The organism is Methylocystis sp. ATCC 49242 (genome assembly GCF_000188155.2).
In the GTDB taxonomy this organism is placed as follows: domain Bacteria; phylum Pseudomonadota; class Alphaproteobacteria; order Rhizobiales; family Beijerinckiaceae; genus Methylocystis.
This window is the reverse complement of record NZ_KE124774.1, coordinates 1,806,583-1,831,853: the sequence shown is the minus strand read 5'-3', so window position 1 is coordinate 1,831,853 and position 25,271 is coordinate 1,806,583. Positions and strand designations below refer to the sequence as shown.

Here is a 25,271-nt window from a genome sequence, read left to right as displayed (position 1 = left end):
GATCGAGCGCCAGCGAGACCCGCGACCTCAATAGGAACGCGCCTGTGCCAAACTCCGCTCGACTGACCGCTCGCAGCAAAAGCTTTGCCGCGCGCGCCAGCGCAACACTCGTCGCCGCAACGGCCGTCTGGCTCGCGCTTCCCGTCGATTCGAGCCTCGCAGCGCGCGAGAGTCTTTCGGTGGCGCGCCCCTTCGAGGTCGGCACGAGCCTCTCCGGCAATTATCTCGCGGCCATCGTCGCAGGCTCGGCGCGCGACACTTTCGCCGCCTCCACCTTCTTCCGCGAGGCGCTGCGCGACGATCCCCGCAACGAGGATCTCGTCGACCGCGCCTTCGTCGCCGCGCTCGCCAATGGCAATATGCCGGAGGCGATCCCGCTCGCGGGCCGGGTCGTGGCGCATGACCGCGGCAACAGCCTCGCCCATCTCGCGCGTGGCGTCGATCTTCTCAAGAATCGCAAATATGCCGCGGCGCGCGCGGAGCTCGGCAAGGGCGGCGGCGACCGCCGGCGCGACATCACCTCGACGCTGCTTGTCGCCTGGAGCTATGCGGGCGCCAAGGACACGCGCAAGGCGCTCCAGACGCTCGACACGCTGAACGACGAAGCCTTCATCGTCTTCCGCGACTATCACGCCGGACTGATCGCCGACCTCGGCGGCGACAAGGCGGAGGCGGAAAAGCGCTTCAGGAACGCCTATTCCGCCGAGAAGAACACGCTGCGTCTCGTCGACGCCTACGCCCGCTTCCTCGCGACGCGCGGACAGCTCGACGAGGCGCTGAAAATATACAAGGGCTTCGACGAGGTCGCGCCCAATCATCCGATCGTGATGGCGGGCATCGCCGCGCTGGAAGGCGGCAAGGCCCTGCCGCCCTTCGTGCGCACTGCGGAGGAGGGCGCAGCCGAGGCGCTTTATGGCCTCGGCGCCGTCGGCGGCCGTCAGGGCGACGAACTCGCCTCGCTCATCTATCTGCGCCTGTCCCTTTACCTCGCGCCCGAGAATGCGCTCGCGATCGTCACGCTCGGCGACGTCTATGAGCGCATGAAGCAGGAAGAGACGGCGATCGACCTCTATGACAGCGTGCCGGAGGACAGTCCGCTGCGCGTCAACGCCGACGTGCAGGCGGCCTTGCTGCTGGAGACGCTCGGCAAGTCCAAGGAGGCGACAGAGCATCTCGCGGCTGTCGTCGCGGCGAATCCGAAAAATCAGGAGGCGCTGACGGCGCTCGGCAATCTGCAGCGCTCGCGCAAGATGTTCAACGAGGCCGCCGACACCTATTCCCGCGTGCTCGCCCTGCAGCCCAAGAGCGAGAAGAGCCAGTGGCTCATCTATTACTATCGCGGCATCGCCAATGAGCGCCGCAAGAACTGGCCGCAGGCGGAGGCGGATCTCAAGAAGGCGCTGGAGCTCAATCCCGACCAGCCGCTGGTGCTGAATTATCTCGGCTACAGCTGGGTGGATCAGGGCGTCAATCTGGACGACGCCTTCAGGATGCTGCGCCGCGCGGTCGATCTGCGCCAGCGCGACGGCTATGTCGTCGACAGTCTGGGCTGGGCCTATTACCGCCTCGGCCGCTACGACGACGCCGTGCGCGAGCTGGAAAAGGCCATCGATCTGAAGCCCTCCGACCCGGTCATCAACGACCACCTCGGCGACGCCTACTGGCGCGTCGGCCGCAAGCTCGAGGCGCAGTTCCAGTGGAACCATGCGCGCGACCTGGGTCCGGACCCGGAAGAGCTGCCGAAGATCCTCGACAAGATCAGGAACGGCATGACCGACAAGCCGGCGCTCGCGGGCGAGAGCGGGAAGAGGGGCGGCTGACGCCCTTCTCGGCGGCCGCGCCGCACGAGATCATTTCGGCGCGGACGGCGGCGCGTCATTCGTTGCCAGCTGCCGCTCGCAATCGAGCCGAATCTTGTTCGCATTGCCAATCGTCGCGTCAACGATCCTGCAGCTCAGCTTCATGTTGCCCGACGCGGAGGTGAAAGCGAGTGGGCCCCCACTCGAATCCTCCTTGTACTGATTGGCCTGTTCCTGCCATTTCTTGAGCGACAGCGCCTGCATTTTCGCCTGCAGCTTCGTTATTTCCTGCTCGAGGCTTCGCCTGTTTTCCTCCGCTTTCCGGATTTCGGCCTGCAATTGTGTGATTGCGGCCGCGGTGGGCGTCGCGTCGCGTTCTTCCTCGATCATTTTCGCAGGGGGGTTCGGCGGCTCGACGACCGGCGCGGGGTCGGGCCTGATCTTCGGCCCAATGGACTGCATCGCCGCGACGGGGTGGAGGGACGGCGATTCCGTCTGCGCCGCGCCCGTTTTCGCCTCGATGAATTCGCGAAAGGCTATATGGGATCGCTCGTCTTCAGGCGTTTGTTGTGGCCTGGCGGGGGCGCGTCTCACGTTGCGCGCGTCTTTCTGGCGGGTGTCCGGCGTCGTTGGGCGCTGAACGGGCGGGGTGTTTTTCGCCACGCATTTGTTGTCGGCGCCGCAGGTCTTGCCCGGTCCGCAGGAATAGGTTCCGCAATCGACCATTTCCTTGGGAAGACAGCGCTTTCCGTCCGCCGAGCATTTCTTTCCCGCCGGACAAAGAGAGCCGGTGGCGCATTCCACATATCCTTCCGGGATACAGGATTTTCCGTCAGCAGCGCATTGGAGCCCCGATCCGCAACCCGCCCCATTCGAGCAGCTCCGGCTCTGAGCCAAGGAAACGTCTCCAGACATCAGCAGCCAAAAGACGCCGATCACAGCCATCCACCACATGTCGCCCAGCCCCAATGATTGAACGATGGTTGGTCCGGCACTCAGCGGTCAGGATCGGAAACGCGGCCGTCAAGACTATGAATATGTTCGCAATGTCCGGCCGGAGTGCGGATGAACCAGGTTCCTGTTGATATTCGGCCCGGGGAACTGGTTTCGCAAGCGTGGCGGCAGATTGGCGCGCGGGTCGGCGTAAACGAAGAATGAATATCGGCTGAAGTGTCGCGCACCGCGCGACACTTCAGCCGGGTCAGGGCTTCTCCCCCGCCATCTCCATAATCACCGCCCATTCCGCATCCGTCACAGGCTGCACGGATAGCCGTGAGTTGTTCACCAGCACCATGTCGGCGAGGCGCGGCTCGGCCTTTATGTCGCCAAGCGTCACCGGTTGTTTCAGCGGCTTCACCGCCTTCACGTCGACCATGCCGAACTTTCCGGTCTCGTCGGTGTGGTCGGGGTAATAGGTCTTGATGATCTCGACGATCCCGACGATCGCGCGCTCTTCGTTGGAATGATAGAAGAAGCCGCGTTCGCCCTTCTGCATCACCATCAGATGCTTCTTGGCGAGATGGTTGCGCACGCCGTTCCAGAAAGTGCCCTTTGCGCCAGCCGCGACCTGCTGATCCCATGACCAGGTCGAGGGCTCGCTTTTCAGCAGCCAATGGGCCATCAGAGTTCGGCTCCGACCACGCGCTTCCATGCCCGCAGTTCGACGCGCTCGAAGAGGCCGGCCTGCGCATAGGGGTCTTCCGCCAGCAGGGCGCGCGCCGCCGCCTCATCCGCGCAATCGAGAATGAGCATCGAGCCGATGGGCTTCTCGCCGTCGAGGAAGGGGCCGCCGAGCTTCACATGCGCCGCGTGCCTGTCGAGATAGGCGAGATGGGCGGCGCGGGTCGACATGCGCAGATCGAGATGGTCGGGCTTGTCGTAGCATAGAACGGCGAAGAGCAAGGCGGGCCTCGTGAAACAGAGCTTTTGCGCATGAGCTGCGACTTCGCGCACTTCTCCCAAAGGGCGCTGGCGCGGTCAAGCCGCAGCGACGCGCGTCAAAGGGCGCGCTGGGCGGGGGCGGGCGCTTCCTTCTCCGCTTCGTTCATCTGCGCCACGCGCTCGCCGAAACCGACGACGGCCTCGCGCAGGGCGACGATCTCCGCCTCGGGTGGCGACGGGGCGGCCGCCGGCGCCGCATCCGCGCCATTGCCGCGACGCGCATGCGCCCGGTCGGCGCGGAGCGCCTCGACGGCGCCATGCAGCATGGCGTTGTCGGCGCGCGCGGTCTCCAGCTTGTCGGCGTAGTCGCGGGCCTCCGAGCGGGCGACGCGCAGCGCATTCTCGAAGTGCTCGACCTCATTGTGGTGACGGTCCAGTGCCGCCTTCAGCTTCGCGCGCAGGTCGTCGCGCTCCGTCAGATAGGTTTCGCGCTCCCTGTTCGTCGCCTCCAGCGCGTCGATCGTGCTGATCAGCTCGTCCTGAAGCTTGGGAACGCGCGCCGCCTCCTTCGAGACGCGCGCGAAATCCTCGCGCAATGCCTCCAGTGCGCGCTGCAACTGCGTGTTCTGTTCGTGCATCGCGCCGATCTTCGCCTCATGGGCGACGACGCGGCTGTATTGGGCGTCCTTCTCGCGGCCAAGCTCCTCCTTGTCGGATTCGAGCAGCCGAAGGCGTTCGACGCCGCGGTCGGCGCGCTCGGTCATTTCGTGCAAGGCGAGTTCGGTGGAGCGCAGCAGGTCGGTGCGCTCCTCGACGATTTTCTGGGCCTCGCGCAATTGCAGATCCATGTCGCGCTGGGCCGCCTCCGACTGCTTCAGGCGGGCGTCGAGCTCCGCGACGCGCGCGGCGTGGCGGCCCACGGCGGCGAGGTCGAAGGCCTTGGAGGCCTTCACCGCCTCCATTTCCTGTTCGAGCCGCCGCTCGCGCACCGCGAATTCCGCGCGCAGCAGGTCGCGCTCGGCGATGACCTCCTCCATCGACATGGGGGCGAGCATCTGCAGCCGCCGCATCGACAACCGCAGCGCGCGCCGCCAGAAGGCCGGCAGGAACATCAAAGTGAACAGCCCGGCGACGAGGAAGCCGAGCGCGAAATACATCGCCTGTTCGATCAAGACGTCACAATCCCGCGCCGCCTCGCGCCTTTCGCGGGCGGAACAGGCGGGAGACTGCCACGTCCGGGCCGCGAAATCAAAGCGCGGACAACCTTTCGGAGAATCTTGAATGGAGTTTGCGCTCCTCCCGCAGGAGGCGAAGCATTGACGCGAGCCGGCGTCGAACCAGTTACAGGAGCCTGACGGGTTCGTTCCTCGCGCCGTCATCTGTGATTAATTCAGTTTTTTCGAGATTTGGCAGGCGTGAGCCGGGCTTTCGGTCAGTTGCTTTGAAGGAGAGAAATTATGACCCGTTTCGTTGTTGATCTCGGCAACCTCAAGCTTTCCGACGAACAGAAACAGTCCATCGAGGCCTCCATTCAGGACGTCGTGATGTCGCATCTGGGAGAGATCGGCGACAGGCCGAGGCGCCCGACATATTTTCCGCCGGAGTGGCTGGGTCTGATCATCCGCGAGCGTTTCGAGGAGCTGGGGGATTCGGTTGCTGAAATCGGCAAATTCGCGTTGCGCGGCCGATGAGCCAAACGCGCTGCCCCAGCGCGCCGGCGACGAGCGGCGCGGTCGTCATCGGGGCGGTCGGCGAAGATGGGCGCGTTGCGCATTTCGCCACCACTCTCGTCGCGAGCGAGTCCTTTCTCGCCGCCGCGCGACGGCAGGGCGCGCCCGAGCGCCGTTTTCGCTTCTCTACGCCATGCGCCGAGGGCGGCTGCGCGCAATGGACCGGCAAGGAGTGCGGATTGATCGGACGCATCACGCAGCGTCTCGTGGAGGCGGGCGCGCCGGTGGCGTCGGTCGGTTCTCACCCCTGCACGATCCGCGCCGGGTGCAGGTGGCGTCTGCAAAGCGGTGACGAGGCCTGCAGCGTTTGCAGTTTCGTCATTACCGAAACGCGCGACGACGTCATCGAAGGCGGCGTGGAAATGCAGGGCGCGCTCGAGACGGCGCGCCTCGTCGTGTGACTTTGGCGGACCACGGAAGCGCCGGCCTTTGGGCCGGCGTCTCTCGTCAGAACGGATTCCAGGTCGAGTCCGGCGTGAATTTCAGATAGCCGAGGTTCAGCCCCAGACGCGCGCCGAGCCCGGCGCGGACCGGCATGACGATCACTTCCTCATTGTTCAGCGCGGTGAAGCCGAGACCGCCGACGAGATAGGCCGAGCCGTTGACGCCTGCGTAGCGCCGGTAGATCGAGCCGACTTCCGGCAGGTTGTAGACCAGCATCATCGTGCGGTCGCCGTCGGCGCCGGCGTCGAAACCAATCGATGGACCTTGCCAGTAAACGCGCTTCTGCCCGGCGTTGCGCGTATACATCGTGCCTTCGCCATAACGCAGGCCGCCCACGAAGGCGCCGCTCGCCTCCTGTCCGAGAATATAGGCGTTGGGGCGTCCCCATTTCCTGTTGGCCGTCTCCAGCCCTTCGGCGAGACCGCGGGAGATCGAACCGAAGAAGCGATGGCCGTTTTCGACGATCTCGCCGCTCGAATAAGCCTCCGGCCGCTGGGCCGCGCGCGCCATTTGCGAGGGCGCGGCGATGGCGCAGGCGGCGCCTGTGGCGAGGCGGAAGAGATCGCGGCGAGACGCGGCGGAAGATTTCGTTACGCTCATGATCGCTTGCTCCAATGGCGCCGACCGCGTCGACCGTCGATTTCTCGACGCCGATTTTGACCGGCGCGCGGCGACCGTGCGTCGCGAAAGCGACGACGGCGGCCGGGAGCGAAGACTCGCGCCGCGTCGTTAAGAAAGCGTTGCCGCCGCAGGGTCTCCCCAGGCGATGAAGGAGCCGTTACGGTAGTGGTCCGCCGCCTTGCCGTAGCGCAGCGGGCCGCCCGTGGGGTCGAGCACGACGCCGCCCGCCGCGCGCAGGATCGCGTCGCCCGCCGCCGTGTCCCATTCCATGGTGCGGCCGAAGCGCGGATAAACGTCGGCGGCGCCTTCCGCGACGATGCAGAATTTGACCGAGGAGCCCATCCCGACGCGCTCGGACACCGGATAGCGCGTGAGAAATTCCTTCGTCTCCTCGTCGAGATGCGATTTGGAGACGAGCGCCGTCAGCCCTTGCGCCGGACGCGGCCTCGTGCGCAGGGCGTGCCAGTCCTGCGCGGCCGGGAGCGCGCCGCCGGGAGCGGCGTCCGCCGCGAAGCCATGCGCGCCCGCAAACCATACGCGGCCCTGCACCGGCGCGAAGATGGCGCCGACGGTCGGCTGGTTATCTATCACCAGGCCGAGATTGACGGTGAAATCCGGGCTGCGCGCGAGAAACTCGCGGGTGCCGTCGATCGGGTCGATGAGCAGAAAGGCGTCGCCATGCGACATGGTCTCGCCGCGCGCGGCCGCCTCCTCCGCGATGATCGGGACGCCGGGCAGGGCGCGCGCGAGCTCCGCCCAGAGATATTCCTCGATGCGCTCGTCCGCCTCGCTCACCGGGGACTTGTCCGATTTCAGCTGCGACTCGATCTCGGGCCGGGCGAGCACTTCCATCGCCAGCGCGCCCGCCGCCACGACGAGTTCGGCGAAGAGCTTGGCGAGCCGCTCGCGGTCGGCGCCGGCGCTGGGATTGGCGGAGGAGGTGGGAGCGTTCATCGGGGCGATCCTTTAGGACTCATTTACGAACAATGGGCGCGCAATTTGCAATCCGCGCGGCGAAGGTTAGTTTTCTCACAGCCTGATTGCAGTGATTCGCGCGTCGCGTCAGCCTGTTTGCGCTGAATGACGGAATATCGGTCGAGTCTTTGATCAACCAGCCCGCGCCCGCGCGGCGCCATCCGGACGGCCCCATGACCCAGTTTTCGCTCGATGCCCTCGATCTCGCCGCCTTGCTGTCGTCGCGCGTCTGTCACGACGTCATTTCCCCCGTCGGCGCAATTGTCAACGGCCTCGAGGTTCTCGAGGAGGAGAAAGACGCCGAGATGCGCGGCCATGCGCTTGCGCTGATCAAGTCGAGCGCCAATGAAGCCTCCGCGCGCCTGCAGTTCTGCCGTCTCGCCTTCGGCGCGGCGGGATCGAAGGGCGCCTCCATCGACACGGGCGACGCCGAGCTGGTGACGCGCCAGCTGCTCGCCGACGAGCGCACGCAGCTCAACTGGAGCGTGCCGCGCGTGCTGATGTCCAAGAACAAGGTGAAGCTGCTCCTCAATCTCTGCCTGCTGGCGGACGCTGCCATTCCGCGCGGCGGCGTGATTTCCGTGTCCTCGACCGGCGAGGATGACAGGATCGCCTTCCGGATCGAGGCGAAGGGGACCAACGCCCGCGTCGCCGCCAACATCCCGGCGCTGCTCGCCGGCGAGGCCGAGGAAGGCGCCATCGACGCCCGCGCGATCCAGCCCTATTACGCCGGCCTCGTCGCCAAGGCCTGCGGCCTCGACGTCACCGTGAACGTCGAGCCGGAGCTCGTGACCATAGAGGCGAAGCCCGCCGCCGGGGCGCTCGCCGCCGACGAGTCGCGGGAACAGGCGCAAAGCGCCGTCGCCTGACGGAAATCACTCGCCGCGCGCGCCTCGCCAAGAGGCGCCGCGCGCGAACCAGGTGAAACGGCGCGCCCGCGCTTCAGGATTTTTAACCCGTCTCGCCCATAGTCGTCGCCACTGCCGCGGTTGCGGTTCGAGGCGTGCGTATGGACGATCTGCTCAAAGATTTTCTTGTCGAAGCGACCGAGCACATCGACGCGGCGTCGGTGGAGTTGCTGCGTTTCGAGAAGGATCAGGCCGATCCGGCGCTGGTCGCCAGTCTCTTCCGGCATATTCACACCATCAAGGGCTCGGCCGGCTTCCTCAGCCTGCCGCGCGTCGGCCGTCTCACCCATGCGACGGAGGCGCTGATCGGCCGCTTGCGCGACGGCGCGCCCGCGACGCCAGCCCATGTTTCACTCATCCTCGCAGCGGTCGATCGGCTGTCGGCGCTGCTCATCGACATCGGCTGCACGGAGGCCGAGCCCGAGGGCGACGACGGCGACCTGCTGCGCGAACTCGAAAACGGCGCGAAATCCCTGCGCGCCGCCTTGCAGGAACAGGCCGCCGCGCCGAGACCCGACGCGCAGACCCCGGAGCCGCCCCCGGCGGCGCCCGCGCCTGTCGTAAATCCCTCGCATCTTGCGACCATGCCGGAGCATATTCATGCGCCCGGCGCGCGCATGGGCGAGACGGTGCGCGTTTCCGTGGGCGTGCTCGACCGCCTCATGGGCATAGTCTCGGAGCTGGTGCTGACCCGCAACCAGCTGCTGGAGCTTTCGGGCGCGGTCGGCGACGAGACCGTAAAGGCGTCGGTGCAGAATCTCTCCAGCGTCACCAGCGATCTTCAGGACGCCGTGATGCGCGTGCGCATGCAGCCGGTCGAACGGCTTTTCGCGACGCTGCCGCGTCTCGTGCGCGATCTCTCCATCGATCTCGGCAAGAAGATCGAACTCGTGACCTATGGCGCCGAGACGGAGCTCGACCGCCAGGTGATCGAGCTGATCCGCGCGCCGCTCACCCACATCATTCGCAACGCCGCCGACCACGGGCTGGAGACCATCGTGGAGCGGCTGGCGCGCGGCAAGCCGGAGGCGGGGCTGATCCGCGTCAGCGCGACCTATGACGCGGGCCAGATAACAATAGAAGTGAAGGACGACGGCCGCGGCCTCGATCTCGACGGCATCAAGGCGAAGGCGGTCGCGCGCGGGATCGCGTCGCAGGAGACGCTCGCGCGCCTGAGCGACGCCGACATCTTCCAGTTCGTCCTGCTGCCCGGCTTCTCCACGGCCAAGAGCGTGACGAAAGTGTCGGGCCGCGGGGTCGGCATGGACGTGGTGCGCGAGAATATCCAGTCGATCGGCGGCACGGTGGCGCTGAACTCGAAGCCCGGCAAGGGCACGACGGTCACGCTGCGCATTCCGCTCACCCTCGCCATTGCCCCGGCGCTGATCCTGTCGAGCGGCGGCTCGCGCTTCGCCATTCCGCAGATGGCGGTCGTCGAGGTGGTCGGCGTCGGCGACGGTTTCGACCATGAGATTCAATATATCCACGACGCGCCGGTGCTGCGGTTACGCGGCGACGCTCTGCCGCTCGCCGATCTCGCCGCCGCGCTCGACCTCGCGCCATCGGGCGACGCGCCGCTGCGCGACGGTTTCGTCGTCATCCTGCGGGTCGGCGGCGTGCGCTTCGGCCTTCTCGTCGAGACGATCGCCGACGTGCAGGAAGTGGTCATCGAGCCGCTCGTCGGCGCGCTGGCGCGCATCGGCGTCTTCTCGGGCCAGACGATCCTCGGCGACGGCGGGGTCGTGCTCATCCTCGATCCTGCGGCGATCGTCGAACGCGTCGGCCTCGACAATATCGCGGAGGCGTTGCCCCCCGCGGCCCTCACCGTGGCCGCCGCCGCGCCGGAGCGCGAAAAGACCCGCGTCGTGCTGATGCGCGCGGGCTCAGGATCGGTCAAGGCCGTGCCGCTTTCTCTCGTCATGCGCATCGAGGAAGTGGAGACGGAGCGTTTCGTCGCCTCCGGCGATTCCTATCTGATGCTGCACGAGGGGCGGCTCCTGCCGATCATCCCCGCCGCGCGGGACATCAGGCTCGAAAAATCCGCCTATCCGATTCTCATCCTCGCCGGCGCGGGGCAGGCGATTGCGCTGCTCGTCGAGGAGATCGTCGACATCGCCGAGGAGTCGCTCGTCTTCCAGACGAGGAGCGCGGACCCGAGCGTCATCGGCACGGTCAATCTCCAGAATCGCGTCGTCGATATTCTCGACGTCGCCTATTTCATCGAATTCGCGAATCCGAGCGTGGTGATGCGCGGCGTCAACCAGCGCCCGCGCGTGCTGCTCGTCGACGACAAGCAATTCTTCCGCGACATGCTCGGCCCCGTGCTGCTCGCGGCGGGCTATGAGGTTTCGACCGCCGGCTCCGGCCGCGAGGCGCTGGCGCTGGTCGCGGGCGGGCTGCGCATCCATGCCGCGGTCACCGACATCGACATGCCGGACATGGACGGCTACGCCTTCGCGCGCGAGCTGTTGCAGGCGCCGGGAATGGAAAGACTGCCGATCGTCGCGCTCGCGCCGCAGAAGTCGGCCAGCGCTGTCGAGGCCGCAGAACTCTGTGGAATTCGCGCGGTCATCGGCAAGTTCGACCGCCGCGCGCTCGTCGCCGCCATCGACGAATTGCTCAAGGGCGTCGCGCCCTCGGGCGATGAAATCGAACGTCGCATCATGTCGGAGATGGCTGCGTGACAGGTTTCGATCTCGCCGATTTCAGCTACAGCCGCAAGCGGGCGCCCGCCGTCGCCACGCTGCAGAGCCGGCAATTCACGATCAGGGTGCGCGGCCAGACGATCGGTCTGCCGGTCGATTGCGTGAAGACGATCTTCCATGTCGAAAATCTGACGAAGGTGCCGCTTGCGCCGCGAGAGGTTGCGGGGCTGGCGAATCTGCGCGGACGCATCGTCACGGCGCTGCATCTCGACCGGTGCCTGTGGCTGGGCGAATCCGGGCCGGGCGCGAACAATGACGGCCTCGCCGTCGGCATCGAACACAATGGCGAGGAATACGCCCTTCTCGTCGACGAGACCGACGACGTCGTCGTCACCGACGAATCCGATCGCATCAGCTGTCCGGCGCATATCGATCCGCGTCTCGCGGAGCTGATGGCCGGATGCTACCGCCACAATGGCGGCTTTCTCTCCATTCTCGACATCGGCGCCGTGCTGCGCCGTGTGTCGAAACTGAGCGAGGCGACGCTTCGCGAAGGCAGATCGACAAATACAAACAGAGGAGCAAGCTCATGAAACAGGTCCTGGTCGTCGACGATTCCGCCGTGATCCGCAAGGTGGCGCGCCGTATTCTCGAGGGTCTTCATTTTCGCACCAGCGAGGCGTGCGACGGTAAGTCGGCGCTCGCCGAATGCGAAAAGGGAATGCCGGACGCGATCCTTCTCGACTGGAACATGCCGGAGATGGACGGGTTCGAATTTCTCTGCGCTCTGCGCAAGCTTCCCGGCGGCGCCGCGCCGAAAGTAGTGTTCTGCACGACGGAAAATGAGGTCGGCCATATCGCGCGCGCCATGCACGCGGGCGCCGACGAATACATCATGAAGCCCTTCGATCAGAACATCGTGCGCTCGAAGTTCGAGGAAATCGGCCTCGTGTGAGGCCGATACGCGCGCCGGCTGCGAATCGCCGGCGCGAAAGTAAAGGCGTATGCGCATGTGTCGTAGTCTCGCGTTGCGACAGGCTTGCCTGTCGATATTCAAGCTCCGCCCTCCGTCGCAGGGGAGGCGCGCATGAATTTCATCTTTGCGCGCTTCAGGCGGCAGCTTGCCGCGCTGACCGGCATCTCGCTCGACGCCGACAAGCAATATCTCGCCGAAAGCCGCCTCGCGCCCGTGCTGCGCACACACGGCATCGCCGGTTTTCCTCAGCTCGTAGACGCTCTGGAGCGTCCCGACCGTTCAGCGCTCGTCAGAGAGGTGATCGACGCCATGACGACTAATGAGACTTTATTTTTTCGCGACCGTACGCCTTTCGAGACATTTCGTTCCCGGGTGCTGCCCGATCTGATCGCCTCGCGCGCGAATGAGCGGCGGCTGCGCTTCTGGTGCGCCGCCTGTTCGACGGGGCAGGAGGCCTATTCGCTGGCGATGACGCTGGATCAGGACGCGAAGGCGTTGCGCGGCTGGAGCATCGAAATACTCGCGACGGATCTCTCGTCCTCGGCGATCGATGCGGCCCGCACCGGCAGCTACAGCCAGTTCGAGGTGCAGCGCGGCCTCTCGACCGGCCAGCTGCTGCGCTATTTCCACCGGCAGGAGGAGGCCTGGCGCGTCAACGAGCATCTGCGCGCGCGCATCAATTTCCGCGACTTCAACCTGCTGTCGGATTTCTCCGATCTCGGCAGATTCGACGTGATCTTCTGCCGCAACGTGCTGATGTATTTCGAGTCGGAGGTGAAACGCGGCGTTCTCTCGCGCCTCGGCGAGGCGCTGCACGACGACGGCTACCTCTTTCTCGGGGCGTCCGAGACGGCGAGCGAAGCCAATGCGCTCTTCACGCAGGTCTCGCCCGACGGGCTGTGGCGCCCCCGCCGCCGCGCGCCGCCGCAGCTGCGGCTGGCGTGATTCATGCGCTGCGAGCGAACTCCCGCGGGAGGCCGCTCGCAGGCCTTGTGAAACCCGGCAAAAGAAAAAGGCCATGTCGCGGCCGACATGGCCTTTTTTCTCGTCCGGCTGCGTCCCGGCTCAAGCCGTGATGCGTTCGTCCGCCTCATTCGGCTCGCGCAGCACATAGCCGCGACCCCAAACCGTCTCGATATAGTTGCGGCCGTCGCTGGCGTTGGCGAGCTTCTTGCGCAGCTTGCAGATGAAGACGTCGATGATCTTCAGCTCGGGCTCGTCCATGCCGCCGTAGAGATGGTTGAGGAACATTTCCTTGGTGAGCGTCGTGCCCTTGCGCAGCGAGAGCAGCTCCAGCATCTGATATTCCTTGCCGGTCAGATGCACGCGGGCGCCGCCGACCTCGACCGTCTTCTGGTCGAGATTGACGATGAGGTCGCCGGTCGCGATCACCGACTGGGCGTGGCCCTTGGAGCGGCGGACGATGGCGTGGATGCGGGCGACGAGCTCGTCCTTGTGGAAGGGCTTGGTCAGATAGTCGTCGGCGCCGAAGCCGAGGCCCTTCACCTTGTCCTCGATGCCGGCGAGGCCGGAGAGAATCAGGATCGGCGTCTTGACCTTGGCGACGCGCAGCGTGCGCAGGACCTCATAGCCCGACATGTCGGGAAGGTTGAGGTCAAGAAGGATGATGTCGTAGTCGTAAAGCTTTCCGAGATCGATGCCTTCCTCGCCGAGATCGGTCGTGTAGACATTGAAATTCTCGGACTTGAGCATGAGCTCGATGCTTTGAGCCGTCGCGCTGTCGTCTTCGATCAATAAAACGCGCATGTTGGTTCCCCACCGAGCTCCATCGAATCTTCAAGAACGGCGCGCCGCCATCGGCGCACGCCGGTCGCAGGCTCAAGCTTGGCCTTGCGACTCTTCCGTTCATTCCCAAACGGTAAGCGGAATTGGTTAACAAACCTTCACTTGGCCCCGTAAAACTGCCCAAAGTCTTAATTTGGGCGGTAATCGCGGAGGAGACGCCGGAACGCTACGATAAGGAAGGTGCGAGGCGCGCCGGACGAATCACGACGCTCCCTCAATCTACCCGCTTTTTGGAAAAGCGGAGGGCGAAAATTCGGCGCCGATCCAGCTTCGAGCGATATAAATTCTTCGCCGCCCCGGAAGACGGGGAGACGGTCGCGTCATTGACTTGCGCTAACCCTTTCTCCTATATGCCTCGCGCGGCGTCGCTCCGAGAGGTGCGGCGTCAATCCTGTTTTAGCGGTTTTGCCTGTTTGTGTCCGTTTGACGTCGAAATCGCGGCCGCGGCGCAAGCGTCGCGGGGCGGGCGGCAAATGGAAGGCGGGGCCGGCGCATAAAGAGAGCGGCGGATCGTCGCGAGCGGAGTAGTTCGGTGAAAAGAACCTATCAACCCAGCAAAATCGTGCGCAAGCGCCGTCACGGCTTCCGCGCCCGCATGGCGACCGTCGGCGGCCGCAAGGTGATCGCGGCCCGCCGCGCGCGCGGCCGCAAGCGCCTCTCGGCCTGAGACGGCCGCGGCGATTCGATGAAATGGCGGACGGCAGCATGACGACGGACGCCCCCGCCGATCAGGATCAGACATCCGGGACACCGATGCGGCTGCGTCGGCGTGCAGATTTTGTGCGCGCGTCGAAAACCGGCGCGCGTTTTTCTGCGCGCCTGTTCACGGTGCAAATGGTCCGCCAGCCCGACGACGGGGCCGGAAAGGACGCGGCGCCTGCGGCTCCGCCCCGGTTCGGCTTCACCGTGACCCGCAAGGTCGCCGGCGCCGTCGGCCGGAACCGCATCCGCCGCCGCCTCAAGGAGGCGCTTCGGGTGAGCGGCGCCTCTGGCGCGCGCGAGGGGCGCGACTATGTCTTCGTGGCCCGGCGCGGAACGCTCACCGCGCCATTCAACGACATCATCTCGCAAATGGCCGAAGGATTCGCGCGGCTAGAAGAGCGCGGAGCGGGCGCTCGACGCAAACAGAAAGACAGGCTTCCGGCGCCATGACAGAAAACACGAAAAATATGCTCCTCGCCGCCGCGCTGTCCCTGATTTTCATCGGGCTGTGGGACTATTTCTACGCTTTTCCGGAGATGGACAAGCAGAAGAAGGCGCTCTCCGAGCAGGAGCGGATGGCCAAGATTCCCAAGCTCGGCGCGCCTGAAAAGGCCGCCGCGGCCGCCAAGCCCGTCGTCCGCAGCCGCGAGGCGGCTCTTGCGCTGAGCCCCCGCGTCGCGATCGACACCAAGTCGATTTCCGGCTCCATCGCCCTGAAGGGTGCCCGCGTCGACGACGTCTCGCTGAAGAATTATCACCAGACGGTCGACCCGAGGAGCCCGATCATCACGCTGCTCTCGCCCGAGGAGGGGCCCGAGCCCTATTACGCCGAGCTCGGCTATCTGAGCGCCGAGACGGAGAACGCCCCCGTCCTGCCGAACACGGAGACGCTGTGGACCGCGGACGCGGACAAGCTCACCACGTCGCAGCCGGTCACGCTCTCCTGGGACAATGGCCAGGGGCTCGTCTTCAAGCGCGTCATCTCGATCGACGACGAATATCTCCTCACGGTCAAGGACAGCGTCGAGAACAAGGGCGGCAAGCCGGTCACCCTCTATTCCTATTCGCGCGTGAGCCGCGTCGGCCATCCGCCGTCGGCCGGCTACGCCGCGCTGCATGAGGGCTTCGTCGGCGTCATCGGCGATACCGGCCAGGAGCTCACCTACGACAAGATCGAGAAGGAGCCCAACGCCACCAAGACCTTCAAGGGCGTCGGCGGCTGGGTCGGCTTCACCGACAAATACTGGGGCGCCGTCGTCGCGCCGGATCAGAACGCTCCGATGGAGGCGCGTTACATGCTGATGGGCGGCGGCCCCGTGAAGACCTATCAGGCCGACACGGTCAGCGAGCCCAAGACGCTCGAGCCGAACGCCTCGACCGCGACGACGACCTATGTCTTCGCCGGCGCCAAGGAAGTCGACACGCTCGACGCCTACAAGGCCAATCCGGGGCTGAAGCGCTTCGACCTGCTGATCGACTGGGGCTGGTTCTACTTCATCACCCGGCCGATGTTCCGCCTGATCGACTTCCTCTACCGCGTGCTCGGCAATTTCGGCCTGGCGATCCTGGCCGTGACGGTCATCGTGAAGGCCGCCTTCCTGCCGCTCGCCAACAAGAGCTACAAGTCGATCGCCAAGATGAAGGAAATTCAGCCCAAGATCAAAGAGCTGAAGGAAAAATACGGCGACGACAAGCACAAGTTCAACATGGAGCAGATGGAGCTCTACAAGCGCGAGAAGGTCAATCCGGCGAGCGGATGTCTTCCGGTGCTGCTGCAGATCCCCGTCTTCTTCTCGCTCTACAAGGTTCTCGTGGTCACGATCGAGATGCGGCACGCGCCCTTCTTCGGCTGGATCAAGGACCTTTCGGCGCCGGACCCGACGAATGTCTTCAATCTCTTCGGCCTCATCCCGTGGGACCCCACTCATGTGGCGATCTTCGGCCCCTATCTCGCGCTCGGCGTCTGGCCGCTCGTGATGGGCGTGACGATGTGGCTGCAGATGAAGATGAATCCCGAGCCGACGGACGAGATCCAGAAGACCATGTTCGCCTGGATGCCGGTGATGTTCACCTTCACCATGGGCAGCTTCGCCTCGGGCCTCATCATCTACTGGTCCTGGAACAATCTGCTCTCCATCGTCCAGCAGGGCGTCATCATGAAGCGCGCCGGCGTGAAGTTCGAATTGTGGGATAATCTCCGCAAGACCTTCAGCCGCGCATAAAGGTTCCGGCGGCCGACGCAGCAATGCGCCGGCCGCCGCTTTATCAAAGATCATGACCGAGCCCGATTTCCTCGAAGATGGCCGCATTCTTTTCGCGGGCCCCTGCGACTTCATCTTCGCCAGCGCGAAGCCGAACGATCTCCCGCCGCTCGGCCCGCCCGAGATCGCCTTCGCCGGCCGCTCCAACGTCGGCAAATCCTCGCTCCTCAACGCCCTGACGAATCGCAAGACGCTGGCGCGCGTCTCGCACACGCCGGGTCGCACGCAACAGCTCAATTTTTTCGCCCTCGGCGGCGCGCCGGGCGCGGAGCGCCTGCGCCTCGTCGACATGCCGGGTTACGGCTATGCGGCGGTGGGCAAGGAGAAGGTCGCGAGCTGGTCCGTGCTGATGCGCGACTATCTGCGCGGCCGCGCCTCGCTCGCCCGCGTCTTCGTTCTCGTCGACGGGCGCCGTGGCGTGAAGCCGGTGGACGCCGAAATGTTCGATCTTCTCGACCAGTCGGCGGTCTCCTATCAGGTCATCCTCACCAAGCACGACGAACTGAAGGTCGCGGAACGCGCCGAGGTTCTCGCCGCGACCGCCGAGGCGCTCTCGAGGCGGCCGGCGGCCTATCCCGAGATCATCTTCACTTCCTCGCATACGGGTGAGGGGATCGCCGAGCTGCGCGGCGCCGTCGCCCGGCTGCTTGCCGAACGAAACGCTTGAAAGCGACAGAAACTCCGGTCTAGTTGACGCGCCCGCGACGCCCCGCGGGCTTCTCCCTGCGAGGCCAGCCCCATGACCATCGACTCAGCCGACAGCGCGCTTCAGCAGGCCCGCATTCTCATGCAGGCGCTGCCGCACATGCTGCGCTACGACGACACGATCGTCGTGGTGAAATATGGTGGGCACGCCATGGGCGACGACAAGGTTGCGCGCGACTTCTCCCGCGACATGGTGCTGCTCGAGCAATCCGGCGTGAACCCGGTCGTGGTGCATGGCGGCGGGCCGCAGATCGGGGCCATGCTCAAGCGTCTCGGCGTCGAATCGCGCTTCGCCGACGGGCTGCGCATCACCGATGGCGAGACGATGGGCATCGTCGAAATGGTGCTCGCCGGGTCCATCAACAAGCAGATCGTCGGCTTCATCAACGCGGAGGGCGGCCGCGCCATCGGCCTTACCGGCAAGGACGGTCGCATGGTCAGCGCGAAGAAGCTGGAGCGGCCGGACGGCGTCGATCTCGGTTATGTCGGCGAGCCGGACAAGGTCGACACCACAGTGCTCGATCAGGTGCTGGGCCGCGAGCTGATCCCCGTTCTCGCGCCGGTGGCGCAGGGGCCGGGCGGCGCGAGCTTCAACATCAACGCCGACACTTTCGCCGGCGCCATCGCCGGCGCGCTCGGGGCCAAGCGCCTCATCTTCCTGACCGACGTTCCCGGCGTTCTCGACAAGGACAAGAAGATCATCGAGGAATTGCGCGTCGCGGACATTCCCGGCCTCATCGCCGACGGCACGATCACCGGCGGGATGATCCCCAAGGTCGAGACCTGCATGTACGCCATCGAGCGGGGCGTCGAAGGCGTCGTGATCCTCGACGGCAAGCTGCCGCATGCGGTGCTGATCGAGCTGCTCACCGATCACGGCGCCGGCACGCTGATCACGCGGTGAGTCTCCTCGGCGACGCGCTCTTTCTCATTGCGGGCGATGGCGCGGCAGGCGCGACCTTGCGCCGTAGGTGCAAAAGCGACGGCCGCGTCCCATATGGGGGACAGTCGCCGGCTCGCGCCGCGACATCGCTGATTTCATGCGCGCCGGCGCAGATGGGCGGCCATGACGGCCATACAGATGCTGAACACCCCTGAACGCGCGAACGAACGCTTCTCCCACATCGACACCTGGGTGTTCGATCTCGACAATACGCTCTATCCGCAGACCGCCGACCTTTGGCCAAAGATCGACGCGCGCATAACGCTTTTCATGATGCGCCTCTTCGGTCTCGACGCGATCTCGCTGCGCGCGCTGCAAAAGCATTATTACATGCGCTACGGCACGACGCTGCGCGGGCTGATGGTCGAGCATCAGGTCGACGCCGGACATTACCTCGAATATGTCCACGACATCGACCGCTCCTGCCTCGAACATAATCATTCGCTCGCCGAAGCCATCGCGGCGCTGCCGGGCCGCAAGCTGATCCTCACGAACGGCTCGCGCCATCACGCCATCGCGACGGCGAAACAATTGGGCGTCGACCATCTCTTCGAGGACATTTTCGACATTATCGCCGCCGATTTCATCGCGAAACCGGAGGCGGCGGCCTATGAGCGTTTCTTCGACAAGCTGAAGGTCGACCCGAGGCGCGCCGCGCTGTTCGAGGATCTGCCCCGCAATCTCGCCGTGCCCCACGCACGCGGCATGACGACCGTGCTGGTGCTGCCGGGCGCGGGCGAGAACGTCGAGCGCGAGGCATGGGAAATCGCCAGCGGCGACGAGCCGCATATCGATTTTGTCACGGATGATCTGGTGGGGTTTTTAGAGGAGATCGCGGCGCGGGCTTGAGCTTGCGCGCTGGGCGCAGCCGCGCCAAACTGCCGCCATTGCTCAAAATGGAGGCGTAAGCGATGAATTTGTTTCGTTCAGTTGCTCTGTTGGGCCTTCTTGCGGCGTCATACGCGCCTGTGTTCGCTCAGGAGGGGGTGGGCCGGACGAGCGTCCGCCAATTTGGGGCGCTTTGCAACGGCGTGCACGACGACACAGAGGCTTTCGCCCGCGCCGTCGCCGTCAATGCCGGGGGCTTGCTGACCGTTCCCGCGGGCCGCTGCGTCCTCAGCAACACGATCGTGATCTCGAAACCCATCAAGATCGAGGGCGTTGGTCTGGGGAGCCAGATTTACGGACGCAACGACAAGACTCTTTTCCTGCTGAAGGAGGTCAAGGGCGTCGTCATGCGCGACCTTTATCTCGGCTCGGCGTCCTCGGCGGCCGGGGTCAGCCTCATAGAGCTGGACAGGAGCCATCATAACGAGATTTCCGGCGTCACGATGCTCGGCGGCTATTACGGCGTCCATCTCGCCGGAGCGCTGCTCAACACCTTCAACGGCCTGCGTAGCGGCGTGAACATCAGAGGCTCTTTCGCCCCTGTTTTGGAAGGAAATCATTACTGGGTCTTCGCGGAGCGGCGCGATCCTTACGCCGCCAACGCCAACACATTCATCGCTCCGGCGCTCGAAGGCGGAAAAAATGGCGTTTATGTGCGGGACCAGCCGCGCGCGAGTTGCACAGGATGTCTGCGCGGCGGAGAGGGCAGCGTCACCATCGTCGGCGGGACGATCGAGGGCGTGAGGGGCGGGACGGCGCTCACGCTGGATCGCACTTTTCTTGCCTCAAACATCACCGGCGTTCATTTCGAGGCCAATACGCAGGACGTCGCCATCATCGACTCCGCCAATGTCCGCCTGACCTCCATCACCTCGCTTGGCGGGCCCGGCGGCTCAGGCGATGGAGGGATCAGGGTCACGGGTCTGAATGGCGGACAGTTCGTGCGCAACATTCAGATCAGCGACAGCGTCGTTCAGCAATTCTTCGCCGAGCCGAATGTAAGGCGGCTGCAATTGCAGAACATCGTCACGGATCTGCAATGCACATCGCCGGACAATGGCGCGCTCGCGCCCTTCATCGCGCCACCGGCGCCCTTCGATCCCAGCGTCGTCTACGCAAATATCGGGCATAATTGCACCTGAGGCGCAGGGTCGCCAGCGCCGGGCTTCCAGACGCCGCCGGGGCGGCCGGTTCTCGGAAGCCCGGTTGACTCCCCTCGCCATACCCCTACAACCCGCCACAGCCTTCACACAGCATCGGGACATTCATGCCGCACACAGGACTCGAGACCCTCATCACCGCCGCCTTCGAGGATCGCGCCAATATCAACGCCGAGACGCAGGGCGACATCCGCCGCGCCGTCGACAGCGCGCTGCGGCTGCTCGACAGCGGCAAGCTGCGCGTCGCCGAGAAGATCGAGGGCAAGGACGGCCCGGATTCGTGGAAGGTGAATCAGTGGCTCAAGAAGGCCGTGCTGCTCTCCTTCCGCCTCAACGACATGTCGGTGATCGCTGGCGGGCCCGGCGGCGCGACGTGGTGGGACAAGGTTCCGTCCAAATTCGTGGGCTGGGGCGCCGGCGAGCATAGCGCCGCGGGCTTCCGGTCCGTTCCGGGCGCCATTGTGCGCCATTCGGCCTTCGTCGCGCCGGGCGCGATCCTGATGCCGTCCTTCGTCAACCTCGGCGCCTATGTCGATGCGGGGACCATGGTCGACACATGGGTGACGGTCGGCTCCTGCGCGCAGATCGGCAAGAACGTGCATCTCTCCGGCGGCGTCGGCATCGGCGGCGTGCTGGAGCCGCTGCAGGCGAATCCGACCATCATCGAGGACGACTGCTTCATCGGCGCGCGCTCCGAGGTCGTCGAGGGCGTCGTCGTCGGCAAGGGCTCGGTCCTCTCCATGGGCGTCTTCATCGGCGCCTCGACAAAGATCATCGACCGCGCCACGGGCAAGGTCCATATGGGCTATGTGCCGCCGTATTCGGTGGTGGTTTCCGGCAGCCTGCCGGGCAAGCCGCTGCCGGACGGAACGCCCGGCCCGTCGCTCTATTGCGCCGTGATCGTCAAGACCGTCGACGCGCAGACGCGCTCGAAAACCGGCATCAACGAACTGCTGAGGGACTGATGGCGATCGACGCCGAGCGCATCCGCTTTCTCTATCGCACGGACCAGGGCCGCGTGGATCGCGCGACCTGGCTGCGCGGCGTGGGCGCGCTCGCCGCCGTCATCGCGCCCTTCATGCTCGTCTGGACCGCGCTCTCGCCCTATACTGAGCATGATCTCACGACAGACCCGTTCTTCAAGCCGATGACCGCGGTCGCATATGCGTTCGTGATCATCTACGCCTTCGTCGTGCTGCTGGTTGCGATCAGTTTCGTCAATCTGTCGGCGAAGCGTTTCCGCGATCTGGGGCGGACCCCGCCGCTCGGCCTCGCAAGCCTACCGCCCTTCGCCGCGCTCATCGCGGGCGCAACGCATTGGCTGCAGCCGCGCGTGGCGGAAGTGATGCCGATCTATTGGGTCTGGGGCGCGGACGCCGCGCTCGTCGCGGTGATCCTGTGGACGGTCTACGAGCTGGGTTTCAAAGAGTCGCAAGCGTCATGACCGCAGTTTCCCGCGCCGTCTCCCTCGCCCGCGATCTCATCCGCTGCCCCTCCGTCACGCCCGCCGACGCCGGCGCGTTGGACGTGGTCGAAAAGACCCTGAAGGCCGTCGGTTTCGAGACGCATCGGCTCACCTTCTCCGAGCCCGGCACGCCGGACATCGACAATCTTTTCGCGAAAATCGGCGCGGGCGCGCCGCATCTCGCCTTCGCCGGCCATACCGACGTCGTGCCGACGGGAGACGTCGCGCGCTGGCGTTGCGATCCCTTCGCGGGCGAGATTGCGGACGGCAGGATTTACGGGCGCGGCGCGAGCGACATGAAGGGCGCCATCGCGGCCTTTCTCGCTGCAACGCTCGCCTATGTCGAGAAGCATGGCGCGCCGAAGGGCGCGATTTCCTTTCTCATCACAGGCGACGAGGAAGGCCCCTCGATCAACGGGACGGTGAAGCTCCTCGAATGGGCGCGGGCGCGCGGCGAGAAGTTCGACCATTGCATCGTCGGCGAGCCGACAAATGTCTCCGCGCTCGGCGATACGATCAAGATCGGGCGTCGTGGCTCGCTCAATGGCAGGATCCGCGTGCTCGGCAAGCAGGGACATGTCGCCTATCCGCACCGCGCGGAAAATCCCGTGCCCGTCATCGCGCGCATCGTGGCCGCGCTGTCGGCGCACGAGTTCGATCGCGGCACGACGCATTTCGACCGCACCAATCTCGAGGTCTCGTCGATCGACGTCGGCAATCCGGCGGTCAATGTCATCCCGGCGGAGGCGCGCGCGCAGTTCAACATCCGCTTCAACGACGCCTGGACGATTCCGGCATTGCAGGAGCACGTGAGCGCCGTGGTGCGGGAAGCGGCCGGCGCCACGAAGGCGGAAGTCGAGTTCCTGCCAAGCAACGCCATCTCCTTCATTACCGAGCCCGGCGATTTCACCGAACTCGTCTCGCATGCGGTGAAGGACATGACCGGCGTCACGCCGGAACTCTCGACAAGCGGCGGAACGTCGGATGCGCGGTTCATCACGCGCTATTGCCCGGTGGTGGAGTTCGGCCTCACGAACGAGACGATCCACGCCGTCGACGAGAATGTGTCCGTCGAGGACATAGACGTGCTGGCGGCGGTCTATGAGCGCATCATGACGCGCTATTTCGCGCGCTGATCATTCTATTGTGACACGCACGGGGCGTGAGGCGAGAGGCGCGAGCGCCAGCCGCGCCTCGATGCGATGCGAACCGGGCGTCATCGGCCAGAATACTGTTTCGTCGGCCCGCGCCAGCATAAAAGGCTGACCATCCACGATCCACAATATTTGCGCCTCGCGCGCGCCGCTCGCCAGTTTCAACGCGAGCTTGTTGAAGCGCTCCGGTTGCTCCGGATTGCGCCAGATATGCATGTTGTGTTCCGGCGTGGCGATGACGAGCGCGCCGGCCCGGGTTTCCTCCATATCCGCGGCGCGCGTCGTGACCGCGGGCGCAACGGGTCTTTGGGCCGCTTCCTCCGGCCTCACCCATTCCCGCAGCGTCTGGGCGCAGGCGGGGCCGGCGTCGGCGCGGCAGAGATCGATGGCGACGCGATCGGGCGGCGGCGCGAAAGCCTCGGGCGCAATCTCGCCGGTTTTCGCGCCATGCAAATGCGCCATCACGGCATGCGCCAGCCGTGCCGCCGAGACGGCGCCGCCGATTCCGCGCATCGCGCCCGCGTCGCCGCGCCCCATCCACACCCCGACGATGTATTTGTGCGAATAGGCGAGCGTCCATGCGTCACGATAATTCTGCGACGTGCCGGTCTTCACCGCGACCGCGAAAGGATATTCGAGCGGACCATAGCGCGGGAAGGACGGCAGCCGCGCCTGCGGATCGGAAAGGAAGGACGTGATCAGCCTCGCGCTGTCGATCGACATGACGCGACGGGACGGGCTTCTCCGTTCGTCGCGCGCGAAGGAGAGATCATTCATCACGCCATCGTCGGCCAGCGCGCCATAGGCGCGCATCAGATCTTCGAGCCTCGTCGGCAAGGCGCCGATCGCCATGGAGACGCCGAAGCTTTCCGCGGGCGCCTCCAGATCGTGCAGGCCGAGTTCGTGCAGGAAATGGAAATTTTCCTCCAGCCCCACACGGCGCAGGAGATTTGTGGCCGGCACGTTGCGCGAATTGGCCAGCGCCTGGCGCGGCGTCAGGGGGCCGAGAAACTGGCCGTCGGCGTTGCTGACGCCGGAGGCGCCTTCGGCGGCGTCGTCGAGCAAATCGGTCGTCTTCAGCACGCCGCGCTCGAAGGCGAGCGCGTAGACGAAAGGCTTGAGCGTCGAGCCCGGCGAACGCTGCACGCGCGTGAAATCGAAAGCGCCGGCGCGCGGATCGCGATAGTCGGACGAGCCGAGGTCGGCGATCACGGCGTTGGTTCCGCGCTCCGCGACCATCACCGCCACCTGCCGCGCGCCGGCCCCGTGGAATGTGGAGAGATAACGCCGCGCGAGATCGGCGACGTCGCGCTCGACGCCGAGATCGATCGTCGCATTTATGCGCGGGTCTCGCGGCGAGGATGCGCGCACGCGGCCTTCGCGCGCCAGGCGCTCGTAACGCAGCGCCAGATGCAGCGTCTCAGGCCGGCGCTTCGCCGCAAAGGGTCGCATCGCGCTCAATTCGCGCCGCGCCATTTCCGCCTGCGCGGCGTCGAGCGCGCCATCCTTTTCGAGCTGCGCGATGGCGTGACGCGCGCGCGCCGCCGCCAGCCGCAAACCGCTCTCGCGGGCGATGTTCATGCGTCCCGGCGATTGCGGAATGGCGGCGAGCAATGCGACCTGCGCCCATGACAGATCGTCGAGCGGCTTGTCGAAATAAAAGCGCGCGGCGTGCGCGACGCCATGACTGCCGAGCCCATAGGGCGCGAGACGCAGATAATGCGCGAGCGTCGCCTCATGGCCATTGCGGCCGACGATCGCGAGGCCGGTCGCCGCCTCCCGAATCTTGTTGGCGAATGTGCGCGGCTGCGGCTCCTGCATGCGCGCGACCTGCATGGCGATGGTCGACGCGCCTTCGGAGCGCCCATGCCGGAAGAGATTTTTCCACGCCGCGCGCAAGACCGCGCGCGCGTCTACGCCGCCGTGCGAATAGAAGCGCCGATCCTCCAGCGCCAGGGTTGCAAGCGCGACGCGTTCGGGAATTCCTTCGAGCGGCCAATAGCCGTATTCGATATGTTTCCCGCCTTTCGCCTCGCGCGTGACATGGCCGATCTGCGTGAGAAAGGCGCCGTTGCGATCATAGACGATCTCGCCGCCGCGTGGCGCGACGAGATCGGCGCGTCGCATCGCGTCGTCGAGCAGCAGCGCCGCGCCGCGAAGCGTCACGGCGATCGACGCGAGCGCGACGAGGAGCGCTGTCCGGCGCAT

General features: G+C 65.5%; 26 protein-coding genes. 18 read left to right on the top strand and 8 right to left on the bottom strand.

The features are described 5' to 3' along the window. The first annotated feature begins 44 nt into the window (after window positions 1–44). Window positions 45–1,820 (top strand): tetratricopeptide repeat protein, encoded by a 1,776-nt coding sequence (locus MET49242_RS11120; RefSeq protein ID WP_244430791.1) that lies wholly within the window; start codon window positions 45–47, stop codon window positions 1,818–1,820. Between the two features lie 30 nt (window positions 1,821–1,850). Here the strand turns inward: MET49242_RS11120 and MET49242_RS11115 are convergent, their stop codons facing one another. The 4 genes from MET49242_RS11115 to MET49242_RS23360 form a co-directional block, all read right to left on the bottom strand. Next, a complete protein-coding gene (locus tag MET49242_RS11115) occupies window positions 1,851–2,603 on the bottom strand; it encodes a hypothetical protein (RefSeq protein ID WP_144259590.1) in 753 nt (250 codons plus the stop codon). Between the two features lie 397 nt (window positions 2,604–3,000). After that, on the bottom strand, window positions 3,001–3,420 hold the full coding sequence (locus MET49242_RS11110) for an EVE domain-containing protein (RefSeq protein ID WP_036282967.1): 420 nt from the start codon (window positions 3,418–3,420) through the stop codon (window positions 3,001–3,003). Next, on the bottom strand, window positions 3,420–3,701 hold the full coding sequence (locus MET49242_RS11105; RefSeq protein WP_036287753.1) for a YciI family protein: 282 nt from the start codon (window positions 3,699–3,701) through the stop codon (window positions 3,420–3,422). Before MET49242_RS11105 ends, MET49242_RS11110 begins: the two co-directional genes overlap by 1 nt. Before the next feature lie 95 nt (window positions 3,702–3,796). Further along, complete coding sequence (locus MET49242_RS23360) at window positions 3,797–4,852, bottom strand: hypothetical protein (protein ID WP_244430790.1); 1,056 nt, start codon at window positions 4,850–4,852, stop codon at window positions 3,797–3,799. A gap of 285 nt (window positions 4,853–5,137) precedes the next feature. Between MET49242_RS23360 and MET49242_RS11095 the strand changes: the two genes are divergently transcribed. Both MET49242_RS11095 and MET49242_RS23355 read left to right on the top strand, forming a co-directional pair. After that, window positions 5,138–5,371 carry a hypothetical protein gene (locus MET49242_RS11095; RefSeq protein WP_036282963.1) on the top strand — a complete coding sequence of 78 codons (234 nt, stop codon included), beginning with the start codon at window positions 5,138–5,140 and terminating at the stop codon, window positions 5,369–5,371. Continuing rightward, window positions 5,368–5,811, top strand: a complete 444-nt coding sequence (locus MET49242_RS23355) for a hypothetical protein (protein WP_051134138.1) — start codon at window positions 5,368–5,370, stop codon at window positions 5,809–5,811. Before MET49242_RS11095 ends, MET49242_RS23355 begins: the two co-directional genes overlap by 4 nt. Window positions 5,812–5,857: 46 nt before the next feature. On the opposite strand, the gene MET49242_RS11085 is transcribed toward MET49242_RS23355, so the two are convergent. Together MET49242_RS11085 and cysQ are read right to left on the bottom strand one after the other, a co-directional pair. Further along, window positions 5,858–6,454, bottom strand: a complete 597-nt coding sequence (locus tag MET49242_RS11085; protein ID WP_036282962.1) for an EipA family protein — start codon at window positions 6,452–6,454, stop codon at window positions 5,858–5,860. Window positions 6,455–6,583: 129 nt separating this feature from the next. Beyond that, complete coding sequence (cysQ, locus tag MET49242_RS11080; RefSeq protein WP_036282960.1) at window positions 6,584–7,429, bottom strand: 3'(2'),5'-bisphosphate nucleotidase CysQ; 846 nt, start codon at window positions 7,427–7,429, stop codon at window positions 6,584–6,586. Between the two features lie 194 nt (window positions 7,430–7,623). On the opposite strand from cysQ, the gene chpT reads away from it, so the two are divergent. The 5 genes from chpT (at window position 7,624) to MET49242_RS11055 (ending at window position 12,924) form a co-directional block, all read left to right on the top strand. Further along, window positions 7,624–8,319, top strand: coding sequence for a histidine phosphotransferase ChpT (chpT, locus tag MET49242_RS11075; protein ID WP_036287747.1), 696 nt, complete (start codon window positions 7,624–7,626; stop codon window positions 8,317–8,319). Window positions 8,320–8,459: 140 nt separating this feature from the next. After that, a complete protein-coding gene (locus MET49242_RS11070) occupies window positions 8,460–11,042 on the top strand; it encodes a hybrid sensor histidine kinase/response regulator (RefSeq protein ID WP_036282958.1) in 2,583 nt (860 codons plus the stop codon). Continuing rightward, window positions 11,039–11,596 carry a chemotaxis protein CheW gene (locus MET49242_RS11065; RefSeq protein WP_036282955.1) on the top strand — a complete coding sequence of 186 codons (558 nt, stop codon included), beginning with the start codon at window positions 11,039–11,041 and terminating at the stop codon, window positions 11,594–11,596. The genes MET49242_RS11070 and MET49242_RS11065 overlap by 4 nt, the downstream gene beginning before the upstream one ends. After that, complete coding sequence (locus MET49242_RS11060) at window positions 11,593–11,958, top strand: PleD family two-component system response regulator (protein ID WP_036282953.1); 366 nt, start codon at window positions 11,593–11,595, stop codon at window positions 11,956–11,958. The genes MET49242_RS11065 and MET49242_RS11060 overlap by 4 nt, the downstream gene beginning before the upstream one ends. A 132-nt stretch (window positions 11,959–12,090) precedes the next feature. Further along, window positions 12,091–12,924 (top strand): protein-glutamate O-methyltransferase CheR, encoded by an 834-nt coding sequence (locus MET49242_RS11055; protein ID WP_036282951.1) that lies wholly within the window; start codon window positions 12,091–12,093, stop codon window positions 12,922–12,924. Between the two features lie 120 nt (window positions 12,925–13,044). On the opposite strand, the gene ctrA is transcribed toward MET49242_RS11055, so the two are convergent. After that, window positions 13,045–13,746 carry a response regulator transcription factor CtrA gene (gene ctrA / locus MET49242_RS11050; protein ID WP_036282949.1) on the bottom strand — a complete coding sequence of 234 codons (702 nt, stop codon included), beginning with the start codon at window positions 13,744–13,746 and terminating at the stop codon, window positions 13,045–13,047. Window positions 13,747–14,317: 571 nt separating this feature from the next. On the opposite strand from ctrA, the gene rpmH reads away from it, so the two are divergent. The 10 genes from rpmH to dapE all read left to right on the top strand — a co-directional run bounded on the left by rpmH (window position 14,318) and on the right by dapE (window position 23,045). After that, window positions 14,318–14,452, top strand: coding sequence for a 50S ribosomal protein L34 (rpmH, locus tag MET49242_RS11045; protein WP_036282947.1), 135 nt, complete (start codon window positions 14,318–14,320; stop codon window positions 14,450–14,452). Between the two features lie 38 nt (window positions 14,453–14,490). Continuing rightward, on the top strand, window positions 14,491–14,937 hold the full coding sequence (rnpA, locus tag MET49242_RS11040; RefSeq protein ID WP_036287744.1) for a ribonuclease P protein component: 447 nt from the start codon (window positions 14,491–14,493) through the stop codon (window positions 14,935–14,937). Continuing rightward, window positions 14,934–16,709 (top strand): membrane protein insertase YidC, encoded by a 1,776-nt coding sequence (gene yidC, locus MET49242_RS11035; protein WP_036282945.1) that lies wholly within the window; start codon window positions 14,934–14,936, stop codon window positions 16,707–16,709. The genes rnpA and yidC overlap by 4 nt, the downstream gene beginning before the upstream one ends. 52 nt (window positions 16,710–16,761) lie before the next feature. Next, window positions 16,762–17,415, top strand: a complete 654-nt coding sequence (gene yihA / locus MET49242_RS11030; protein WP_036282943.1) for a ribosome biogenesis GTP-binding protein YihA/YsxC — start codon at window positions 16,762–16,764, stop codon at window positions 17,413–17,415. 72 nt (window positions 17,416–17,487) lie between these two features. Continuing rightward, on the top strand, window positions 17,488–18,357 hold the full coding sequence (gene argB, locus MET49242_RS11025; protein WP_036282941.1) for an acetylglutamate kinase: 870 nt from the start codon (window positions 17,488–17,490) through the stop codon (window positions 18,355–18,357). Between the two features lie 162 nt (window positions 18,358–18,519). After that, a complete protein-coding gene (locus MET49242_RS11020) occupies window positions 18,520–19,245 on the top strand; it encodes a pyrimidine 5'-nucleotidase (protein ID WP_051134137.1) in 726 nt (241 codons plus the stop codon). Between the two features lie 182 nt (window positions 19,246–19,427). Then, on the top strand, window positions 19,428–20,426 hold the full coding sequence (locus tag MET49242_RS11015) for a hypothetical protein (protein ID WP_144259588.1): 999 nt from the start codon (window positions 19,428–19,430) through the stop codon (window positions 20,424–20,426). Between the two features lie 125 nt (window positions 20,427–20,551). Continuing rightward, window positions 20,552–21,409, top strand: coding sequence for a 2,3,4,5-tetrahydropyridine-2,6-dicarboxylate N-succinyltransferase (dapD, locus tag MET49242_RS11010; RefSeq protein ID WP_036282937.1), 858 nt, complete (start codon window positions 20,552–20,554; stop codon window positions 21,407–21,409). Further along, window positions 21,409–21,888: a hypothetical protein gene (locus MET49242_RS11005; protein ID WP_036282935.1), complete on the top strand. Its 480-nt coding sequence runs from the start codon at window positions 21,409–21,411 to the stop codon at window positions 21,886–21,888. The genes dapD and MET49242_RS11005 overlap by 1 nt, the downstream gene beginning before the upstream one ends. Continuing rightward, window positions 21,885–23,045 carry a succinyl-diaminopimelate desuccinylase gene (gene dapE / locus MET49242_RS11000; protein WP_036282933.1) on the top strand — a complete coding sequence of 387 codons (1,161 nt, stop codon included), beginning with the start codon at window positions 21,885–21,887 and terminating at the stop codon, window positions 23,043–23,045. The genes MET49242_RS11005 and dapE overlap by 4 nt, the downstream gene beginning before the upstream one ends. On the opposite strand, the gene MET49242_RS10995 is transcribed toward dapE, so the two are convergent. Next, window positions 23,046–25,271 (bottom strand): transglycosylase domain-containing protein, encoded by a 2,226-nt coding sequence (locus MET49242_RS10995; RefSeq protein WP_036282931.1) that lies wholly within the window; start codon window positions 25,269–25,271, stop codon window positions 23,046–23,048.

Excerpts from the sequence above, each read along its gene's own strand:
- chpT (WP_036287747.1), top strand. The coding sequence starts at position 7,624 with ATGACCCAGTTTTCGCTCGATGCCCTCGATCTCGCCGCCTTGCTGTCG.
- argB (WP_036282941.1), top strand. The coding sequence starts at position 17,488 with ATGACCATCGACTCAGCCGACAGCGCGCTTCAGCAGGCCCGCATTCTC.
- dapD (WP_036282937.1), top strand. The coding sequence starts at position 20,552 with ATGCCGCACACAGGACTCGAGACCCTCATCACCGCCGCCTTCGAGGAT.
- dapE (WP_036282933.1), top strand. The coding sequence starts at position 21,885 with ATGACCGCAGTTTCCCGCGCCGTCTCCCTCGCCCGCGATCTCATCCGC.
- MET49242_RS11060 (WP_036282953.1), top strand. The coding sequence starts at position 11,593 with ATGAAACAGGTCCTGGTCGTCGACGATTCCGCCGTGATCCGCAAGGTG.
- rnpA (WP_036287744.1), top strand. The coding sequence starts at position 14,491 with ATGACGACGGACGCCCCCGCCGATCAGGATCAGACATCCGGGACACCG.
- MET49242_RS10995 (WP_036282931.1), bottom strand. The coding sequence starts at position 25,271 with ATGCGCCGGACAGCGCTCCTCGTCGCGCTCGCGTCGATCGCCGTGACG.
- MET49242_RS11085 (WP_036282962.1), bottom strand. The coding sequence starts at position 6,454 with ATGAGCGTAACGAAATCTTCCGCCGCGTCTCGCCGCGATCTCTTCCGC.
- MET49242_RS23355 (WP_051134138.1), top strand. The coding sequence starts at position 5,368 with ATGAGCCAAACGCGCTGCCCCAGCGCGCCGGCGACGAGCGGCGCGGTC.
- yidC (WP_036282945.1), top strand. The coding sequence starts at position 14,934 with ATGACAGAAAACACGAAAAATATGCTCCTCGCCGCCGCGCTGTCCCTG.
- MET49242_RS11110 (WP_036282967.1), bottom strand. The coding sequence starts at position 3,420 with ATGGCCCATTGGCTGCTGAAAAGCGAGCCCTCGACCTGGTCATGGGAT.
- yihA (WP_036282943.1), top strand. The coding sequence starts at position 16,762 with ATGACCGAGCCCGATTTCCTCGAAGATGGCCGCATTCTTTTCGCGGGC.
- MET49242_RS11005 (WP_036282935.1), top strand. The coding sequence starts at position 21,409 with ATGGCGATCGACGCCGAGCGCATCCGCTTTCTCTATCGCACGGACCAG.
- ctrA (WP_036282949.1), bottom strand. The coding sequence starts at position 13,746 with ATGCGCGTTTTATTGATCGAAGACGACAGCGCGACGGCTCAAAGCATC.
- MET49242_RS11055 (WP_036282951.1), top strand. The coding sequence starts at position 12,091 with ATGAATTTCATCTTTGCGCGCTTCAGGCGGCAGCTTGCCGCGCTGACC.
- cysQ (WP_036282960.1), bottom strand. The coding sequence starts at position 7,429 with ATGAACGCTCCCACCTCCTCCGCCAATCCCAGCGCCGGCGCCGACCGC.
- MET49242_RS11095 (WP_036282963.1), top strand. The coding sequence starts at position 5,138 with ATGACCCGTTTCGTTGTTGATCTCGGCAACCTCAAGCTTTCCGACGAA.
- MET49242_RS11020 (WP_051134137.1), top strand. The coding sequence starts at position 18,520 with ATGACGGCCATACAGATGCTGAACACCCCTGAACGCGCGAACGAACGC.
- MET49242_RS11070 (WP_036282958.1), top strand. The coding sequence starts at position 8,460 with ATGGACGATCTGCTCAAAGATTTTCTTGTCGAAGCGACCGAGCACATC.